Annotated in this window: 15 protein-coding genes and 2 tRNA genes; 4 read left to right on the plus strand and 13 right to left on the minus strand. The window is 43.8% G+C overall.

Annotated features, from left to right (window positions below; translation table 11 throughout):
• Window positions 1–8: 8 nt before the first annotated feature.
• Window positions 9–800: a dienelactone hydrolase family protein gene (locus JMY05_RS01040; RefSeq protein ID WP_201613926.1), complete on the minus strand. Its 792-nt coding sequence runs from the start codon at window positions 798–800 to the stop codon at window positions 9–11.
• Window positions 801–1,112: 312 nt separating this feature from the next.
• Between JMY05_RS01040 and JMY05_RS01045 the strand changes: the two genes are divergently transcribed.
• Window positions 1,113–3,200, plus strand: coding sequence for a catalase (locus JMY05_RS01045; protein WP_045444711.1), 2,088 nt, complete (start codon window positions 1,113–1,115; stop codon window positions 3,198–3,200).
• Window positions 3,201–3,445: 245 nt separating this feature from the next.
• Complete coding sequence (locus JMY05_RS01050; RefSeq protein ID WP_045444715.1) at window positions 3,446–4,234, plus strand: MBL fold metallo-hydrolase; 789 nt, start codon at window positions 3,446–3,448, stop codon at window positions 4,232–4,234.
• A gap of 63 nt (window positions 4,235–4,297) precedes the next feature.
• On the opposite strand, the gene JMY05_RS01055 is transcribed toward JMY05_RS01050, so the two are convergent.
• The 7 genes from JMY05_RS01055 to leuS all read right to left on the minus strand — a co-directional run bounded on the left by JMY05_RS01055 (window position 4,298) and on the right by leuS (window position 13,286).
• Window positions 4,298–4,373 (minus strand) — tRNA-Lys (locus JMY05_RS01055).
• Between the two features lie 160 nt (window positions 4,374–4,533).
• Window positions 4,534–4,609 (minus strand) — tRNA-Lys (locus JMY05_RS01060).
• Window positions 4,610–4,947: 338 nt separating this feature from the next.
• Entirely contained in the window at window positions 4,948–6,897 is a 1,950-nt protein-coding gene (locus tag JMY05_RS01065; protein WP_045445145.1) for a MacB family efflux pump subunit, read from the minus strand.
• Between the two features lie 197 nt (window positions 6,898–7,094).
• Window positions 7,095–8,435 carry an efflux RND transporter periplasmic adaptor subunit gene (locus JMY05_RS01070; RefSeq protein ID WP_045444717.1) on the minus strand — a complete coding sequence of 447 codons (1,341 nt, stop codon included), beginning with the start codon at window positions 8,433–8,435 and terminating at the stop codon, window positions 7,095–7,097.
• Window positions 8,436–8,670: 235 nt separating this feature from the next.
• Window positions 8,671–9,747: a DNA polymerase III subunit delta gene (locus tag JMY05_RS01075; protein WP_201613929.1), complete on the minus strand. Its 1,077-nt coding sequence runs from the start codon at window positions 9,745–9,747 to the stop codon at window positions 8,671–8,673.
• Between the two features lie 58 nt (window positions 9,748–9,805).
• Window positions 9,806–10,525 carry an LPS assembly lipoprotein LptE gene (gene lptE, locus JMY05_RS01080; RefSeq protein WP_227678063.1) on the minus strand — a complete coding sequence of 240 codons (720 nt, stop codon included), beginning with the start codon at window positions 10,523–10,525 and terminating at the stop codon, window positions 9,806–9,808.
• Window positions 10,526–10,598: 73 nt separating this feature from the next.
• Window positions 10,599–13,286: a leucine--tRNA ligase gene (leuS, locus tag JMY05_RS01085; protein WP_201613931.1), complete on the minus strand. Its 2,688-nt coding sequence runs from the start codon at window positions 13,284–13,286 to the stop codon at window positions 10,599–10,601.
• Window positions 13,287–13,429: 143 nt separating this feature from the next.
• Between leuS and JMY05_RS01090 the strand changes: the two genes are divergently transcribed.
• Both JMY05_RS01090 and JMY05_RS01095 read left to right on the plus strand, forming a co-directional pair.
• Window positions 13,430–14,041, plus strand: coding sequence for a hypothetical protein (locus JMY05_RS01090; protein WP_045444720.1), 612 nt, complete (start codon window positions 13,430–13,432; stop codon window positions 14,039–14,041).
• A gap of 38 nt (window positions 14,042–14,079) precedes the next feature.
• The gene (locus JMY05_RS01095; RefSeq protein WP_201613933.1) at window positions 14,080–14,451 is read left to right on the plus strand and encodes a Spx/MgsR family RNA polymerase-binding regulatory protein; all 372 of its coding nucleotides are present in this window, start codon (window positions 14,080–14,082) and stop codon (window positions 14,449–14,451) included.
• 31 nt (window positions 14,452–14,482) lie between these two features.
• Here JMY05_RS01095 and JMY05_RS01100 read toward each other — a convergent pair whose 3' ends face one another.
• The 5 genes from JMY05_RS01100 to mgtE all read right to left on the minus strand — a co-directional run bounded on the left by JMY05_RS01100 (window position 14,483) and on the right by mgtE (window position 19,525).
• On the minus strand, window positions 14,483–14,716 hold the full coding sequence (locus tag JMY05_RS01100; protein ID WP_045444725.1) for a hypothetical protein: 234 nt from the start codon (window positions 14,714–14,716) through the stop codon (window positions 14,483–14,485).
• Between the two features lie 12 nt (window positions 14,717–14,728).
• Entirely contained in the window at window positions 14,729–15,643 is a 915-nt protein-coding gene (gene argB / locus JMY05_RS01105; protein WP_201613935.1) for an acetylglutamate kinase, read from the minus strand.
• A gap of 82 nt (window positions 15,644–15,725) precedes the next feature.
• On the minus strand, window positions 15,726–17,504 hold the full coding sequence (locus JMY05_RS01110) for a phosphomannomutase/phosphoglucomutase (protein ID WP_045444728.1): 1,779 nt from the start codon (window positions 17,502–17,504) through the stop codon (window positions 15,726–15,728).
• 90 nt (window positions 17,505–17,594) lie between these two features.
• The gene (gene dut / locus JMY05_RS01115) at window positions 17,595–18,059 is read right to left on the minus strand and encodes a dUTP diphosphatase (protein ID WP_045444733.1); all 465 of its coding nucleotides are present in this window, start codon (window positions 18,057–18,059) and stop codon (window positions 17,595–17,597) included.
• A 62-nt stretch (window positions 18,060–18,121) separates the two neighbouring features.
• Window positions 18,122–19,525 (minus strand): magnesium transporter, encoded by a 1,404-nt coding sequence (gene mgtE, locus JMY05_RS01120; protein WP_201613937.1) that lies wholly within the window; start codon window positions 19,523–19,525, stop codon window positions 18,122–18,124.
• Window positions 19,526–19,578: the final 53 nt, after the last annotated feature.

Here is a 19,578-nt window from a genome sequence, read left to right on the forward strand (position 1 = left end):
AATTAAAGTTATTTATATTCATTTGCTAAAAAATCCAAATAGCGTTTCCATGAGCGCTCATCTGCACGTGCATCATATCTATCACTGCCGAACACGCTAAAGGCATGTGGTGCACCACTGTATGTCACCATTTCATGCGGTACGTTGGCGGCTTCTAGCGTCTTACCCAAAGTTGCGAAGCTCTCTAGAGAGACAGATTCATCAGCAGAGCCATGGAATACTAAGATTTCTCCAGTTGTCTTGTCATAACTTTGACCCGTTGGAATATCAAAGGCACCATGGAAGGGTACAAATGCTTTTTGCTCAAATCCTGAGCGCGCCAGCTCCAGAGCAGCGGTACCGCCAAAACAATATCCCATGGTAGTGCCTTTACGCACATCATTACCTTGTAGTCTTCCAGCATTCAACGCACCTTGAAGTATGCGGCGCATTTTATTGCGATCATCGTATAATTCTCCAGTTAAACGTTTGTTTTCTTCAATAGAAGTAGGACGAACGCCTTGCCCGAACATGTCTGCCGCTAATACATTGTAGCCCTCGCCTGCTAACATATCAGCACGTTTGCGCTCATAGTCTGTCAATCCATCCCAATCATGAATGAGTAAGATAAAAGGCGCATTAGCCTTGTCGGCTTTGGCGTAATAGCCTTCGTATGCTTGATCATCCACGGTATAGGTAATATTTTTGGTTGTAATGGCGGCAGCCGTTTGGCTGAAAGTCAGTGCCATTAGTCCGATTGACGCACCTATTAGCAATGAGTGATAAGGTTTTTTGGACGTAGTTTTTGAAGTTGATAACATGGTAGGTCGCCTTATAATCGTATAAAAAAGATAAATAGTTGGCTAAAACCATGCCCATTTTATTTATCAACTGTTTTAATGCTTCATAAGAGCATACCTTAAAAAATCACCACATTACAAGAATCTATCGTCAACGTTGAAGCTCTGTTTAAATACGCTGAAATTACGGCTTTATCACGGCTGCAAACTTTAACCAAATATCAACAAGGAGTGCCATGAATTAGTCATATTTTTTGGCTAATATTAAAGACAGCTCTATACAAAGGTTCTAAAGAAATAGAGCCTACTTTTAATTACTAGCTAGGATGCATAATGAAAAATAATATTGATCATACTGACCCCGCTAAAGATATGAATACGGAACGTGGCAATGGCGGTGAGACTCACCAGCGCGCAGGGGATGACACTAAAGTGCTAACGACCCAACAAGGTGTCGTCATCTCTGACAATCAAAACTCTCTAAAAGCAGGCGCACGTGGGCCAACCTTATTAGAGGATTTTGTATTACGAGAAAAAATCCATCATTTTGATCATGAGCGTATTCCTGAGCGTATCGTTCATGCACGTGGTAGTGCTGCACACGGTTATTTTGAACTCACTGAGTCGCTCGAAAAATATACCACGGCGAAAATTTTGACTGAAACAGGTAAACAGACGCCTTTATTTACCCGTTTTTCTACGGTTGCAGGTAACAAAGGCTCAAAAGATACGCCACGTGATGTGCGTGGTTTTGCCGTAAAAATTTATACCGAAGAAGGTAATTGGGACATCGTTGGTAACAACATGCCGATTTTCTTTATTCAAGATGCGATGAAGTTTCCAGACCTCATTCATGCGGTCAAACCAGAACCAGATCGTGGATTTCCGCAAGCCGCTTCAGCGCACGATACCTTTTGGGACTTTGTGTCATTAAGTCCTGAGACCATGCATAATTTAATTTGGCTGATGAGTGATCGTGCACTACCACGTAGTTTACGCATGATGGAAGGCTTTGGTATTCACAGCTATCGTTTAATCAACAAAGAAGGCAAGAGCACCTTTGTCCGTTTCCATTGGAAACCTGTACTTGGTATACAGTCAACCACGTGGGATGAGGCGGTAAAAATCTCAGGCGCTGACCCTGATTATCATCGCCGTGATTTATTTGAAGCCATTAATAATGGCGACTATCCTGAATGGGAGTTTGGCGTACAGCTATTTACTGAAGAAGAGGCTGATAAATTCCCGTTTGATCATCTAGATGCCACCAAATTGATTCCAGAAGAGATGGTGCCCGTTAAAATCATTGGTAAAATGGTGCTAAACCGTTATCCAGATAATTTCTTTGCAGAAACGGAGCAAGTGGCGTTCTGTCCATCGCATCTGCCACCAGGTATCGACTTTAGTAATGATCCATTATTACAAGGTCGTCTGTTCAGTTATTTAGACACGCAGTTATCACGTTTAGGTTCGCCTAACTTTGCCCAAATCCCAATCAATGCGCCGAAATGCCCGTTTGCCAATAATCAGCAAGATGGTCATATGCAGATGCAAGTGACTAAGACTCGTGTACTCTATGAACCGCAAAGCTTAGATCCGACTAGACCGCGCGAAAGCGCCAAGCGTGGCTTTGAATCATTCCATGAGCAGTTGGATGATGGTGTGAAAGGTCGCGTGCGCGCAGAGAGCTTTGCCGATCATTATAGTCAACCGAGGATGTTTTATCGTAGCCAAACACCAGCTGAACAAGCGCACATTGCTTCTGCATATGCCTTTGAGCTAGGTAAAGTAGATACGGCGCATGTACGTACGCGTATGCTGAGTCATCTACCGCATATCGATGAAGACTTGGCAAATCGTGTGGCAAAAGCGCTAGGTATGGAACTGCCAGAGCCTGCTGATGCCGCTGCTCCTGTACAGGATATGGCGACATCGAAAGCAGTACAAACGATTGGTCTAACGCCTAAGAGTTTAAAAGGCCGTTTGATTGGTATCTTGGTCGCTGAAGGCTCTAAGCATAGTGAAATCAAAAAGTTCGAAGAGGCGGCAAAAGCGCAGGGTGCTAGCGTGAAAATCGTTGCGCCCAATAAAGAAGTTGTCTTAGATGACGACACTCGCATACAAGCAGATGAGCGTCTCGCTGGCGGTCCATCAGTGATGTTTGACGCTGTCGTTAGTATCATTATGCCAGACCAAGCTAAAAAGCTAGCAAAAGACAGCTCAGCACTAGATTGGTTTAATGATGCGTATGGTCATTGCAAAGCGATTGCTTATTGCGGCGCAACTGACGAATTTATCTTGAGTAAATTACCTATCGAAAAAGACAGTTTCGTGACGCCACTGGCTGAATTGGATACTTTTATTGAGAATGCCAAATCTCGTCTGTGGGAACGTGAGCCAAAGGTTCGTGATTTGGCATAAGGTAGTATTAAGTTTAAACTTCTGATACTTTTAAAATTTTACCGATTTAACGAAAACTCAGCCTTAGCGCTGGGTTTTTTTTATTGTAAGTTTTATAAAAAAGCAATTTATAGTCACAAGCGTTCACTCAAAGTCATTACAATTTGAATGGTGGGCGTTATACTAAATTCTATTAAGGCGCGTTAAAAGCGTCTCCTATAGTAGGGATATTATAACAGTGAGCAAGCATGTAGCAGGGAATGCAAATGAGTTTATGTGAAATTGTACGTTTAGAAGGATATATCCAAAGTACTTATCTTGCGGTATATCCAGATAAAATTATGCTGCTGGACGGTGGTTGCCGCCCTGATGTAGCGATGGTATTAGATTATATTAGAACGACGTTACAGCGACCAATCAGCGATCTAAAAGTCGTCGTGGTGACCCATATGCATCCTGATCATGCAGGGGGCGCTCATCAATTTAGAAAAGAGACGGGCTGTATCATTATTTCAGCAGAAAAAAAGCGTCAATGGTATAGCGGTATCGGTGGGCATGCAATGCATTTTGTGGATATAAATCTTGCGCATTATGTGGCGAGACGTCAAGGTCGCTCCCTTAAGAACCTGTATTATCCTGCCCATCTTACGCCTGATATGACCGTTAAAGATGGGGATAGTGTGCCGAAATTTGATGAATGGCAAGTGCTGGAAACACCCGGACATACAGATCGTGACTTGTCTCTATTTCATGTACCAAGTCGGCAAGTCTATACGGCCGACCTCATTATCAAACTGCGTCATAAGTTTGTGGCGCCTTTTCCTATTTATGATCCTAAAGTCTATATTCAGTCACTACAAAGAATAAAGGCGTTAAAACCTTCTATGGTCATGATGGCACATGGATGTGAGCTGGCAATAGATGCAGCAACTTTTGATATGCTGATTACGCAAGCACCTAAGCATCCACGGACGATCAAAGACACGATTAAGCATAAGCTACTGTGGCGAAAAGACGCTGACTTCACTATTTTTAAACGAAACCGTAAAAAATAAAGTGAAATTTTAAACAAAAAAAAGCCCAGTCACTATTAATATAATGACTGGGCTTTCTAAATATGGTGGGCCGACCGCGACTCGAACGCGGGACCAATTGATTAAAAGTCAACTGCTCTACCAACTGAGCTATCGGCCCTGAAGAGTGTATAAAAAAGCATGGCTTTTTTTAGCTCTGCAAGTGAATTTACAACTTCGTAAATTCGGTGAAGTTTTCTAAAAGAAAGCTTCTTAAACTTTGTTACTTATTATGCCAATACCTGATAGGGCAATGTACATAACAAGCATAATACTAAATATGGTGGGCCGACCGCGACTCGAACGCGGGACCAATTGATTAAAAGTCAACTGCTCTACCAACTGAGCTATCGGCCCTGAAGAGTGTATAAAAAAAGCATGGCTTTTTTAACTCTGCAAGATAAATTTCCTTAAAGGCAAACTTATTAAAACTAGACATCTAAAAAATGTCTTTAAACTTAATTTTTAATATTAGGTCAATCAACATTAAAAGAGGCATTAAGTTTGTTTCAACGTTTAAAGAATTTCTATCCCTAAACGTGAGAGCACATTATATACACTATCAGGACAATTACAACCCCGTAATATAAAAAAAGTGCAATTAATGCGAAAAAATGCGTTTTTTTATATAATTTGGCTTATTGGTGGCTGTTTCATGGCAGTAAATGCCTATTTAAAACGTCAGTCGCGACGTTTTAGTCCCTAGACAGTGCTTCAACAGGATCTAACTTGGCTGCATTACGTGCTGGTAAAAAGCCGAAGACAACGCCAATCAAGGTTGAACAAATAAAGGCAGCAATGATAGAGGTTGATGAGTAAATCACTTTAAAGCTATCACCAGCAAAATTATTAATGATTTCACCGATAGCAAAGGCCAGTCCAATACCTAATAAGCCGCCCAAAATACAGACGAGTACGGCTTCTATCAAAAACTGCTGCATGATATCGTTTTGACGAGCCCCAACTGCCATACGTACCCCAATTTCATTAGTGCGTTCCGTGACCGATACTAGCATAATATTCATCACGCCAATACCACCAACGATCAATGAGATAACAGCAACCGATGAGATGAGCAGTGTCATAGTACCTGTGGTCGATTCAATGGTCTGACGAATAGAATCTGAGTTAATAATATTAAAATCATCTTTACCATGGCGACCTTCTATTATGTCGGAAATAGCTGATTCAGCTACACTAGATGAGACACTATCATCTAACAGTGCTATAAAACTATCAATATTTGCACTACCAGTTATACGTGACATCACAGTGGTATAAGGCATATATATGACGGGTGTCGTGCTACTTGGTCCAAAGCCACTGTCGCTTGCCTCAAGGACGCCAACCACGCGTCCAGGCACACTACCGATGAGTATGACTTCTCCGATAGGGTTATCTATATCTGCAAAAAAAGCACTCTTGGCATTGTCATCGATAATAATATCTTGACTGCGAAGGTCGATACTTTGCGAATCGAAACCTTGACCTAATGCCAGCGTCTCACCAGTGACCTCTAGATAATACTCACCAACACCATTGATGGTCGAGTCTTCCTGCACGCTGCGATAGCGTACACTAGAGCTGGTATTGACTTGAGGGCTCACATTGATAACATACGGTTGACTGCTGACCGCTTCTGCATCTTCTGGTGTGAGGTTGTCGTCATTATATTTACGTCGCGGGTCGCCTCTAGGGTAGCCGTCATTCACTGTTATAGTATTGGTTCCTAGCGAGCTAATATTTGCGAGAATTTGCTGCTGAGAGCCTTGACCAAGACCAACGATAGACACAACCGCAGCGATACCGATGATAATACCTAACATAGTCAGCAAGGTGCGCATCTTGTGTGCACGCATGGCAAGTAAGGACATTTTAAAAGCTTCGAGCAAACGATCCACAAAACTGCCAAAGGCACTTTTACGATGTCCACCGAGGATAGATTCTGGGTGTTGAGTTGTCGGTTTATAATGCTCAGTTTTGTAATCTGCAATGACGTAGCCATCTTTTAACTCAATAACCCGTTCGGCTTGTGCGGCAAGTTTGGGATCATGAGTGACCATGATAATGGTATGACCTTTAGCATTTAGATCATGTAAGATCGCCATCACATCTTCGCCAGATTTGCTATCTAGTGCGCCAGTTGGCTCATCAGCTAAGATGACATCGCCACCATTCATCAAGGCGCGAGCAACAGAAACACGCTGCTGTTGGCCGCCTGAGAGCTGGCTAGGACGATTATTTACCTTTTCACCAAGACCTAGATCGGTCAAGAGCTTTTCTGCGCGATTGATTCGTGCCTCAGTATTCATACCAGCATACACGGCAGGGACGGCAACGTTATCTTTAGCGCTAATGTCACCAAGTAGGTGGTAGCGCTGAAAGATAAAGCCAAAATGCTCTCGGCGTAACTCAGCCAATTCATCTGCCTCTAGCTTGTTTGCTGATTGGCCATAAATCTTATAGTCACCTGCTGTCGCCTGATCTAAGCAACCCAAGATATTCATTAGAGTAGACTTACCAGAGCCAGATTGCCCGATAATCGCGACCATTTCACCTTGATTAATCGTTAAATTAACCTCGTGCAATACGCGAATGGTTTGCTCGCCGGCAGCAAACTCTCGAATAATACCCGACAGCTCCATAATTGGCTTGTCAGCGGTAGCTGCAGTATTGATATTATTCGGTGAGTCGTTTTCTATCGAAGCGCTACTGCTGTCAGTCGGCTGTTTATTAGATTGAGATATAGTCATAGCAATGTCTTTAATCAAAGATAGTGAGTGTCGTGATGAAAGGGCTAAGTTGCCCAAGCCCCTCCATCGTTACATAGTCAAAGAATTAATTACATCCTTGGAGTACCACCAGGTATACGAGTACGACCACCACCTTTACCTGAAGCATTGGCACTACCTTCGCCGATGATAACCTGCTCACCTTCTTTTAAACCACTTAAAATCTGCGCATTTACTCGGTTATCAATGCCTACTTCTACTGTGCGAGGTTCTACTGTGCCGTCATCACTTAGTACGCGTACAACCTTGCTGGTTTTTGCTTGACCTTCAGTTTGATTTCTCGCGGGTCTTTCTTGTATAGCTGCTGATGGCACAAGCAACGCGTCTTTGGCTTGATCGATGATGATATAAATCTGGGCGGTCATATCAATACGAAATAATCGCTCAGGGTTAGCTACTTCAACATAGCCAACATAGTAGATCGCAGAATCGGTTGAGCTGGTCTTGCTAATTTCCTCAGGTGCCGGCTCAATAGCTGTCAGTGTCGCATCATACTGCTTGTCTGGATTACCGATGATATTAAAGTAGGCGGGCATACCAGCATTGACATTGATAACATCGGCTTCGGAGATTTGTGCGTTGATTCTAACAGTAGACAAATCTGCTAAAGTTACGATGGTCGGGGCTGTTTGATTGGCATTGACCGTCGTGCCTTGCTCTGTGGTCACTGAGACGACAGTACCTGATATTGGCGCGCGAATCGTTGTATAGCTAAGGTCTTCTTGAGCCGTTGCGACATTGGTTTGAGACTTTCGTAATGCTGCTTGTTGGCTATTAATGTTTGCAGTGGCTGTTGCAATGGCGGCTTGTGCCGTATCAATAGCAGCGCGTGCATTGGCAACGGCTGCTTTTGCGGTCTCGACACTGGTCGCTTGTGTATCATATTCTTGTTGTGAGATAGCATCGATAGCGACTAATTCTTGCAAACGTGCAAAATCAGACTGTGCTTGTTTAAGCTCAGACTGACGGCTGGCAAGATCAGCATAGGCACTTTTTAGACTAGCTTGTTTGCTCAACGATTCTGCTTGCGCACTTTGTAGCGCGGCTTCGCTTTGCTCAAGACTGGCTTGTTCATTGCTCAGGCTGTTCTTCTGAGTCACTTGATCAATCTGTGCAATCAAATCGCCTTGTTTCACCTCGTCACCCACTTCTACATAGAGGTTTGTGACCTCACCAGAAACCTGTGCACCGACATCAACGGTATTAAGTGCTTTAACTTTACCTGATGCCATGACATTGTTTTCGATATCACCAACCTCAACAGGTGCGGTTAAATAACTGGGTTTTTCTTCCTCTGGTTTTAAAAAAGTATAGGCCAAAGCCCCTAATGCTACGATGATTAAGGCGATGACACCCCATTTGATAGCAGACTTTTTGCTTATTTTGCGCATAACAACAATCCAGTCACAATGAAATCAAGTGTACATATAGTAGAGGCTTGAAGTCCAAAAGGGAATGGTAGTTAGTTTAAGAAAGGTTAAGATAGTTTTTATGGAGGGAGACCAAGCACTGCGCTGAAAGTTATCAAAATTAAATTTTAGATAGGATGTCATCATAATAGAAGGGGATTAAAAATCGACTACGCAAGTAATGAAGACGTTGACGTATATTAAGAATAATTGCTATTTATCGTGCAGTAAACAGCCGCTTACCTGATAACTCAAGCGCTGCCTGCAATAATAACTCCCACGCTGGCTGACGCACGAGTCCTTTGATGGCTTGGTCACATTTATAAAGCAGGGCAGGCCATTCAGCCGTTTGAGTTTTTGACTGGCGACGGCAAGCTTGCTGGTACAACCCTTGTTTGCTACGCCAGATACCAAGCGCTTGCGGGTCTTGCCCATCCATCAACTGCATAATTTGCCGCATGTCTTTACTAATCGCCCATAATACCAAGGTGGTTGGCTCGTCGGTGGCTTTGAGCTGAAACATGATTTTAGCGACTTGCGTGCTGTTACCGGCAAGCATGGCATCCGATAAATCAAAGACGCTAAACTGTGCATCACTGACCAACGTGGCTTGTAGATCCTTAATGTCTAAGGCAACATTGTTTGGAAGTTGTGTAGAGTGATCAGCCTGATGATTAGACTCAATATTCTTAGCGACTAGCTGCGGCGCAAATAAGTAGGAGAGCCGCCATAAGGTCTGATAAGCGCTTAGCAGATGGTGCTCAGTATGCGACATAAGCAGCTGCCAGGCTTCTTGCGATAGTCGTAAACCAAACTGCTGAGCTTGTATTTGCAGGAGCTGCTGTCGTTGCTGCTCATTATATAAATTGCAATCAATGACATGACCATATTGAGCAAATGGCGTAAACCATTTGCTGCTTTGCGCTCGTTTGTCTTGTTTGGGCGTGAGCCACAATAAACTATGACTGTGCGTCCCTGTTTGAGCTTCAACGGCAAAGCGCTCAAGCTCAGTGATGACCGCCTTGTCAGGCTTATGGTTGCCTGTCACGATCAAGGCACTGGCATCATCAAATAAAGACTGGCTACCAAGCTCTGACAATACTTCTTGCCAGCTCTTGACTGATATCAGCTCAATACGCTTGATCGCGTAATTCTGCGCGCGCCAATGTGGTCGCAGGGCATCGATGAGCCATTGACTGAGTAGTGGCTCATCACCATGCGCCAGCCACAAGCCCGCGACTGCAACGGAAGGCTGTAGTAGCTTTGGGTAGGCTTGTATAAAAGTATCTTGCATAGGGTAATAAGTACACAGATTGATGAAAATAAACGTGGAATGTGTTGCGCATTATAAATTATGGGTTTGGCACCACCACCGCGATCGACGTTGAGCCATTACCGCTTTGCACAGATTGTCTGACTCCAGAAGAGCTGACCTTGGGTAGGGAGATGGCGACATATTGATCAGTAATTCGGCGTGCTAAACTGTCATAGAGCCAGTCACGAATTTGATCGCCTTGCTGATCATCAGTGCTTACCGATGCTTCATTATATTGATAGCTACGCTCGACTTGGATGGAGTTGCTTAGCGTAATTGGTTTACCATTTTCCATAGTCTGATAGCTGACATCTGCTGAAAGTACCAAGCGTATCTCTGTCAAGACACCGACCAGCTCATAACGCTTAAAACGCACGTTATTGATGGTGATAGCGGCAATAGGTTCAGCACTTACTTGTTTGTTATTGTTCGCAACATCAGCTGCTGTCATGTTGTCAATGACATCAACACCTAAAGTTTTTAGGCGTCTTGTCAATGGCAGCTTAAGCGGAAATGAGGTGCGATTGTCTTCGAGAATCACGGCTGTTTTGGCGACATCAAGCAGCATCGGCGCATCATAGCCACGCAGTTGAAAGCCGCAGCCACTAATAGCTGCCGTTGCACTTAGTAGCGTAAACATTGGCAGGGCAGTTAGAAAAGCCGCCGCCAGTTTTTGTCCGCTTGATTTTTTGGCAAAAGCGTCTTTTTTGCTTAAGCTGGCTTTGGGTGACTGACCTGCTCGATATTTATACGACATAATCGCTATCCTAATATTATAAAAAGGCTCAGACTAATCATTAAACTAATAAAAAGTACTGAGCCTAAAAAATCTAGCCTACCACCACGATGTTTACCAGCTTATTAGGGACGACGATTTCTTTTTTGATGTCGCCAGTCAAGAATTTTGCCACACTTTCCATTGAACGTGCTTGTGCTTTTAGCTGTTCTGGATCGCTATTTGGGGCTACATCCATTTTACCGCGCATTTTACCATTGACCTGTACTACCATCGTGATCATATCTTGTACCAGAGCGCTTTTATCAACTTCTGGATAATTCAAGGTAACGGTATCTAAACCCAATTGCTCAAGTAAATGTTCACCAATGTGCGGCGCATATACAGATAGCATAATCAGCAGATCCGTCAATGCCTCATGCTGTACCTGTAGGTCTTGCTTGCTATTGGCCTTAAAGCCAGTCAGCTCGTTGGCAAGCTCCATCAAACTTGATACAGGCGTGTTCAATGCCAAACGATCACCCAAATCACTATCAATTTTAGCAATGGTTTCATGGGTTTTACGGCGTAAGTTTTTGGCTTCTTTGCTTAAGCCATCAGTGCTCAAAGCTTCATTGTTCAGCGTCTCGATACTTAGGTTCGCGGCAGTAAGCGCTTGCATGTGTTCAGTAGCAATACGCCATACTTTTTTGACGAAGTTATAAGGGCCTTTGAGCGCATCATCTGACCATTCTAGCGTTTGATCCGCAGGTGCGGTGAAGAGCGTATAGAGACGAACGGTATCAGCGCCGTATTTATCGATGGTAATTTGCGGATCGACACCGTTATTTTTTGACTTAGACATTTTTTCGATTTTGCCAATGGTCACGGGCTGCCCATCAGATTTTAAGATGGCTTTAATCGGTTGACCACGTTCGTCATAGTCGATATCAATGTCTTCTGCAAAGTAGTAGGTGGTACTGCCATCCGCATTTAGGCGATAGAATGTCCCTGCCAATACCATGCCTTGCGTCATCAAATTAGCAAACGGCTCATTTCCTGACACCAAGTCTTCATCACGCATCAGTTTATGGAAGAAGCGTGCATAGAGTAGATGCATCACCGCGTGCTCAACACCGCCGATGTATTGATCGACAGGCAGCCACTTATTGGCGGCAGATTTGTTGACCATGCTTTGCGCATCATTTGGGCTTGCAAAGCGTGCATAGTACCAGCTTGACTCCACAAAGGTATCAAAGGTATCGGTTTCGCGCTCAGCAGGATTACCGCATTTAGGACATGTCGTATTGACAAATTCTGGAATGTTTTTTAACGGATTTCCGCGACCATCAGGAACGACATCAGTCGGCAAGACAACGGGCAAATCTTGCTCTTCGACAGGTACGGTGCCGCAATGCTCACAGTTTACCATTGGGATAGGGCAGCCCCAATAACGCTGGCGAGAGACACCCCAATCACGGAGACGGTATTGGATTTTTTTCTTAGCAAGCTCTTGTGGTTCTAGTTTGGTCAGCATCGCTTCAAATGCTTGCTCAAAGTCTAACCCATCAAATTCACCTGAATTGACCAAAGTATTGCGTTCGGTATAAGCACGATTAATCTCAGTATCGTTCGCCTTTGCATCTGTTTCCAACGCATCGAAATAGCCGACAGGGATATCGATGACTTGTTTAATGGGTAAGCTGTATTTAATCGCAAATTCATAATCACGCTCATCATGAGCAGGGACAGCCATCACCGCGCCTGAGCCGTAGCTCATGAGCACATAGTTAGCAACCCATACTGGCACTTCTTCGCCAGTGAGTGGGTGCGTGACCGTAAGACCAGTAGCCATGCCGATTTTTTCAGCTTTAGCTAGGTCTGCTTCTGCAACTGAGCCTTTTTTGCAAAGCGCACAGAATTGCGCAATCGCTTCATCATGCTCAGCCGCATACTGCGCTAGCGGATGTTCGGCCGCGACTGCCACATAAGTCACACCCATCAAAGTATCAGGGCGAGTAGTGAACACATCTAAGGTATTGGTCTCGCCAGCAAGCTCATAAGGGAAGTGTACTTCCATGCCTGCGCTACGACCAATCCAGTTGCGCTGCATGGTCAATACTTCTGATGGCCAGTGACCTTCTAATTGGTCTAAGTCATCAAGTAATTCGTCAGCATAATCAGTGATATTAAAGTAATACATCGGAATGTCGCGCTTTTCGACCGCAGCGCCACTACGCCAGCCTTTACCATCGATGACTTGCTCGTTGGCTAAGACGGTATTATCAACAGGATCCCAGTTGACGGTCGACAGTTTTTTGTAGACCAAGCCTTTTTTGTACAACTGCAAAAACAACCACTGTTCCCACTGATAATACTCAGGGCTGCAAGTGGCAAATTCACGTGACCAGTCGATTGATAAGCCAAGCAGTTTAAGCTGCGCGCGCATGCTGTCAATATTGGCAAACGTCCATTTGGCAGGCGGCGTCTGATTGGCAATGGCGGCGTTTTCTGCTGGCAAGCCAAAACCATCCCAGCCCATAGGCTGCATGACTTCATAGCCCTTGAGGCGATAATAACGGCTCAGTACATCAGAGATGGTATAGTTACGCACGTGACCCATATGCAGCTTACCGCTTGGGTAAGGGAACATCGACAGCATATAGCGACTTGGCTTATCGCTTGGCTCATTGCTCACTTCAAAGCGCTTGTCAGTTGCCCATTTGGCTTGCTGCGCCGCTTCTATCGCTTGTGGGTTATAATGATTGTTTTCAGCTTGGTCAGATGTCACAGTATTGCTCATAGTTGGCTCGAGATTGAATATTTTGATAAGAAATTAGATAGGCTAGAATAGCGCAAATCGGCAAAAAATGCGATGGGGCAGCGCAATAATAGAGCAGTATTAAATACTATATAAATACTTATGGACTTACAGTAAGGCTAGGCATGCAAAAACTAAAAAAAGGGCAAGTATTAACATATCCTATTGATTTGTATTTATCAAACAAACACATATTATTAATTTTGGCTTTGGGGTTGTTGATTTTTCCGCTGTATTATTACGGCGTACCTATAATGCAAGAGGAGGGCGGTTGGGTTGCCGTCATAATCTTGTTGTTACTTATAATACTTATCGTTTTAGGAGTAATAGTGTCATTACTGGCTTTACTTAGCGGTAAACCTGCCTTACAGATCAGTACGAATGGACTAACTATTTTGCAAGTTCTACGCAAGTCAAAACAAAAATCTGTGTTGTGGCGTGATGTTGAGTGTATAGATATAAGTTATCAGGTTTATGGTAGAACAGAGACTTGGGCATTGGTTATTCAACCCAAACAAGGTAAGGTCATACAGTATCCGTTAAAAACTATGAGGTACAAAGATACGCTACTCAATGAGATGGAGATTTATCATATTGTTAAACTCGCTTTTGAAGGAAAGCCTGCCATACATTATCAGTCGATTGAAATGGAAAGAATAAAGCTGATTACTAAAAAAACCAAATGGCTATTATTAATTATTTTTATACTGTTATCGCTCGTTTATTTTTTTCAGTAAATAAGCATTTAATTTATATTTGACGTTGAGGAGTCTCTATGACCATCACTATTTACGGTATCAAATCGTGCAGCACCATGAAAAAAGCTTTTACTAAGCTTGATGATCTAGGCGTTAGCTATGAATTTCATGATTATAAAAAACAAGGTATCGATAAAGATAGCGTTAAGCGTTGGGTAAATGAGATAGGTATTGATAAAGTACTGAACAAGCGTGGCACCACATGGCGCAAGCTGACCGAAGAGCAAAAGCAATCAGCAGATGCCAATATAGATAACGCGATTGACCTGCTAGTAGAGAATACCAGTATGATTAAGCGTCCGATAGTTGAAGGTGAGCTGACTGATAAAAACAAGAATATATTACTATGCGGTTATGATGAAGCTGAGTTTGATAAATTTTTTTCGTAAAAGAATACGGCTACCATCAATGAAGCCCGAGCTAAGAACCTCTTAGCTCGGGCTCTATAACACCTAAAATAAACCAAATCACACTTGCGAGCCATATAAGCAAGACGTAAAAGCGAATTTGTTCAGCATTCCAATCTAGAGCAAACCAATCAATGAGGAAAAATGACTTCCACCCCTCTATCCATTTTGCGCCACCATAGCCAATAATCCACCAGCAATACAGGCTTTCTAAGATAAAAAGTAGACACCAGAGCCACAATGCCATGATTTACTCCTGCTACTCGGCCAATGATGAGCCTAAATCACGACTGATTAATGTACCAACTCCTTCATTGGTAAAAATCTCTAACAGCGTGGCATGAGGCACGCGACCATCGACGATTACCGCGCTTTTTACGCCGCTACGTACCGCATCAAGTGCACATTGGATTTTGGGAATCATACCGCCTGAGATAGTGCCATCTTCAATGAGGCTGTCGACTTTCTTTGGCGTGAGTCCAGTCACGACTTCGCCGTCACGACCCAGCACACCTTTGATATTGGTTAGAAGCATGAGCTTTTCGGCTTGTAAAAATTCGGCTACTTTACCTGCAACCAAGTCGGCATTGATATTGTACGTATTGCCTTCGGTATCGACCCCAAGTGGCGCGATGACGGGAATAAAGTCAGAGGCAATGAGCATGTTAATCACGTCTTTATTGACACTGACTACATCACCGACAAACCCTAAATCGACGGGCACAGCAATCCCATCTGCGCCAATTTTTTCCATCATCAGTTTTTTGGCTAAGATTAAATTGGCATCTTTACCCGTCAAACCGATAGCGCGGCCACCGTGCTTGTTGATTAAGCTAACAATAGATTTGTTGACGCTACCACCTAAGACCATCTCGACGATATCCATGGTGCTTTTATCGGTGACACGCATACCATCGATACGGTCTGACTGACGCCCCAACTCTTTTAATAAGTTATCCACTTGTGGACCACCGCCATGCACGACCACAGGATGAATGCCAACAGTTTTTAACAAGACGATGTCGCGGGCAAATGAGCTCTCAAGCGCAGGATCCGTCATCGCATTGCCGCCGTATTTGACCACGATAAGCTTATCGACAAAGCGCTGGATATAAGGCAGCGCTGTGGTCAATACTTCAGCAGTGTTTTTGGCATCATCTAAATTAAGCGTCATTATAAACTCCTAAGTTATGGTATTAAAAAGTCATATTTTTATTTGACAGCAACTACTTTGACGGTAACTATTTTGCTCAAAACTATTCGGCAGGAATAGCGACAATTTGTTCCGCCAGTTTTTTATCAAATGGGCGACATAAAGCGGCAAATTTTGCTTGAATGTCGCGTAAGTCTTCTATGCTATCACCAGCAAAGCGTGCGGTAAGATTGTGACTGGTATTTGATTGGCGGAGCACCCCAAAACCATGGGCGAAATCCAAACGCACGCCATCAATACAGCTCAGCTTCGTCCCCACTGGCAATAAGCATTTGGCTTGCTTGGACGTCACATATTGCCGACTCATCGAACAACGGCAAAGCGATGGCTGGCTAGTAGCTATCCAATGATCACCAGAATCTTTTGCTACAGTCGCTTCCACGAGCTGGCGTAAATACTGACAAAATTTGGTCAGCTGCTCGACGATAGTATCGTCTTTTTTAAGGGTTTTAGGCATCGGCAAATAATGATCCGCCGTACTGACCATAGCAGGCAATTGCTCTGTAATATCAGTCAGAGATTTTTCACCCTGAGCATCGTAAGCCGCTAGCCAATGCAGCAATCGCAAGGCCGCGTACATGGCGTCATCATAAATAATAAAGCGGCTATCGTTAAATATGAAATGCCCTGACAATTCACCCGCAAAGACAATTTGACCAGCAGATTGCTGCATCTGTCGGCGCATAAAGCTGCTGCCCGTTTTACTGAGCACAGGTGTTGCGCCAAGCTCAGACAAGAGTTTCGGTAGATGATGGGAGCATTTAATATCAAAAAGGATTTGAAAAGGCAGTTGTGAACGGTCTGGGCTTTTAGAACACAGCGATTCGGGGTGTTCGGTCAGCGCCACTTGCGCTAATAAATATAGCAAGTGATCGGGCGTGACAACTTTACCGCTATTATCAACGATCATTAAGCGGTCGCCATCGCCATCAAAAGCGATACCTATATCTGCTTGATGTTGACGCACACTTCGCTGTAATTGTTTAAGACGGTGTGGTTCAGTGGGATCTGGATTGCCAGAGGGAAAACTGCCATCTGCGATGTCATTAATCATGATGACTTGCTGGCAAAAATGCTCAAATAAACGCTGGGCAATATTACTGGTCGCGCCATGCATACAGTCTATGACGATTACTACATCAAGGGTGCCAGATGGTTGTTGGTTATCTTTAAGAAGTAGTTTATTAGAGGGATGGATTTGCTTAAAAACTTGAGCGACAGCCTCAATATAAGTCGTCGTGACTTGTGCATCAGATAAATTGAACGGCTGATTGAAAATAGATTTAGCAATTGTATTTTTCAGCGTATTTTGAGCATCAACCTGTGCTTGAGAGTGATTGAGGTGGCAGGCATAGTTAGCCCGTGTTTTTTGCCAAAGCAACTGAATCTCTGCATGGCTCGGAGATTGATGGTTGACCAACCATTTAATACCTAAAATGTCTTTAGCAGAATGACTGGCGGTGACGATAATGCCATGACCAGAATATTGCTCTGCCCAAAAAACCATCATGGGGGTAGTAATTAACCCCAGCTGGATAACCTGTAGGCCATATTCAATCATTATATTAGCCAATCTCTGAGCGATAATATTACTACCGAGACGCACATCATAACCAAGCACAATGACGGTTCTTTTACGGTCGATACTTGGTTTTGGCAGGCAGGCTTTGACAGGAGCTGCTGTTGGGTTGCAATCTGCGACACTATAAAGCTGAGCAAATGCCTTGCCCAATGCTTGAATAAAGTCAGTGGTAAAATGCTGGCGTGAACCACGAATATCATAAGCACGAAATAAGCATTGCTGCGCAGCAAAAGACGGCATCGCTTACTCTCCTTATGGCGTGATTCACGTGATGGTGATTTTGTGATGACTAAAATACAATTAACATGGTAAATCAGTAATGATAACTGATTATTGGCGGCCTGAATGTCCAAAGCCGCCCGCACCGCGTGCACTGGTATCACTAAATTCTGATACCACTTCAAACTCAGGGCGGGCAACGGGTACGACGACATATTGTGCCATACGTTCCGCAGGATTCAACACAAAGTCTTCATTACTACGATTCCAAATACTGACCATCAGCTCACCTTGATAATCGGCATCAATCAAGCCAACCAAATTACCCAAGACGATACCGTGCTTATGACCAAGACCTGAGCGCGGTAAAATCATCCCTGCAAAGTTAGGGTCTTGGATATAAACCGCCAAACCAGTACCAATTAAATGCGTGGCACCTGCTTTAATCGTCAATGGCTCATCAATACAAGCGCGCAAGTCGATACCAGCGCTGCCATCAGTGGCGCGTGTCGGTAACGAGAACGCTTTATCTTCAGTAATTTTAGGGTTTAATACTTTAACTTGTACAGCTTGCATAACGCACTCACTTAACGGTTGGATAGTTTCTAAATAATATTGTTTGAACGTTGGCTATGTGATTATAGTATCAACACACTCGCCAAACCCAAGAATGACATAAAGCCGACGATATCCGTCACGGTGGTTAAGATAACCGAGGCGGATAGGGCAGGGTCAATATTCATGCGTTTTAGGAGCAGTGGAATACTAATGCCTGACACATTGGCGGCGGTCATATTAATGGCAATGGCAAAACCAATGACGGCACTGATTTTAATGTTATGAAACCATAGTTGGGCAATAATCGCCATGATTATCGCCCATATGATACCGTTTATCGCGCCAACCCACAGCTCTTTATTTAGTAACCACAAACGGTTGGAACCACCGATTTGACCCATCGCCATACCACGAATGACCACTGTCAGAGTTTGTGATCCAGCAATACCGCCCATACTCGCGACCACAGGCATGAGTATCGCCAGCGCCACCACTTTTGCCAGTACCGCCTCGAACTGACCAATCACAGCCGCAGCCAATAAGGCGGTACACAAGTTAATGCCTAGCCAAATACTGCGGCTTTTGGCACTGGTTAAAATAGGCGCAAACAGCTCTTCATCTTGGCTGACACCCGCGAGGTTTTTCATGGTGCTATCGACATCATCTTGGATAATTTCCATGATGTCCTCGCCATTTAACTGACCGACCAACTCACCATGGCTATTAATAACGGGGGCAAAACGAATATCCTCTGAGCGGAAAATCGCTGCGGCATCTTGGATGTCTAAGCGATCATTAATGGTGATGGCGTTATCAATCAATTCTGAGACTAAAGTAGTTTGATCATGTTTAATCAAATCGACCAGACTGAGCAGCCCAAGTAATTGTTGGCTTTGATCGACGACCAGCAGCTCTTGGCTTTCATCATCGAGCAAGTCGTCATTTTCTCGTAGCCAGTTCTGTACTTCTGCAAGGGTGATATCATCCCTGATCTGAATGAGGTCAGGATCCATATAACGACCGACTTCCCAGTCAGCATAGGTATCGAGCTTATTGACCTGTACTCGGATGTCTTCATCCAAGGTTGCCATGACCGAGGTACGCACACTTTCGGTGACAGTATCTAAAATCTCAGAGATGTCTTGCGCATCAAGGTCTTGGGTAAATAAGGAAATGTCTTTCGATGAGACGTTTTCTAACAGCGGCTGGCGTGTATCAAACTCTAACTCGGCAAGCACTTCGCCTTTGATATTTTCTGGTACTTGTGCCCAAATCAACAAGCGATTTTGGCTAGGGAACGATTCTAATAGGCTCGCAATCTCATATTTGGACTGCTTTTCTAAAAACTCAGTAATCGCCTCGTATGCCTTTTCAGCAACCAAACTTTGCAGGTATAGAAGCTTATATTCGCCGCTATACTCTGCTGGATTGTAATCTCCCTGTAGCGTAGATGGTCGTTCCTGATCAGGCATAGGGGTAGGCATAAAGGTTCCAAAGTTTTTAGAAAGTATAAATAATAACAAACACTAAAATGTCA

This window comes from Psychrobacter sp. JCM 18902, from assembly GCF_904846615.1.
In the GTDB taxonomy this organism is placed as follows: Bacteria; Pseudomonadota; Gammaproteobacteria; order Pseudomonadales; family Moraxellaceae; genus Psychrobacter.

Coding starts and splice junctions, on each gene's coding strand:
- JMY05_RS01045 (WP_045444711.1), top strand. CDS start 1,113: ATGAAAAATAATATTGATCATACTGACCCCGCTAAAGATATGAATACG.
- JMY05_RS01065 (WP_045445145.1), bottom strand. CDS start 6,897: ATGGAGCTGTCGGGTATTATTCGAGAGTTTGCTGCCGGCGAGCAAACC.
- argB (WP_201613935.1), bottom strand. CDS start 15,643: ATGACGCTTAATTTAGATGATGCCAAAAACACTGCTGAAGTATTGACC.
- JMY05_RS01050 (WP_045444715.1), top strand. CDS start 3,446: ATGAGTTTATGTGAAATTGTACGTTTAGAAGGATATATCCAAAGTACT.
- mgtE (WP_201613937.1), bottom strand. CDS start 19,525: ATGCCTACCCCTATGCCTGATCAGGAACGACCATCTACGCTACAGGGA.
- JMY05_RS01090 (WP_045444720.1), top strand. CDS start 13,430: ATGCAAAAACTAAAAAAAGGGCAAGTATTAACATATCCTATTGATTTG.
- JMY05_RS01100 (WP_045444725.1), bottom strand. CDS start 14,716: ATGGCATTGTGGCTCTGGTGTCTACTTTTTATCTTAGAAAGCCTGTAT.
- JMY05_RS01070 (WP_045444717.1), bottom strand. CDS start 8,435: ATGCGCAAAATAAGCAAAAAGTCTGCTATCAAATGGGGTGTCATCGCC.
- JMY05_RS01075 (WP_201613929.1), bottom strand. CDS start 9,747: ATGCAAGATACTTTTATACAAGCCTACCCAAAGCTACTACAGCCTTCC.
- JMY05_RS01110 (WP_045444728.1), bottom strand. CDS start 17,504: ATGCCGTCTTTTGCTGCGCAGCAATGCTTATTTCGTGCTTATGATATT.
- leuS (WP_201613931.1), bottom strand. CDS start 13,286: ATGAGCAATACTGTGACATCTGACCAAGCTGAAAACAATCATTATAAC.
- dut (WP_045444733.1), bottom strand. CDS start 18,059: ATGCAAGCTGTACAAGTTAAAGTATTAAACCCTAAAATTACTGAAGAT.
- JMY05_RS01040 (WP_201613926.1), bottom strand. CDS start 800: ATGTTATCAACTTCAAAAACTACGTCCAAAAAACCTTATCACTCATTG.
- lptE (WP_227678063.1), bottom strand. CDS start 10,525: ATGTCGTATAAATATCGAGCAGGTCAGTCACCCAAAGCCAGCTTAAGC.
- JMY05_RS01095 (WP_201613933.1), top strand. CDS start 14,080: ATGACCATCACTATTTACGGTATCAAATCGTGCAGCACCATGAAAAAA.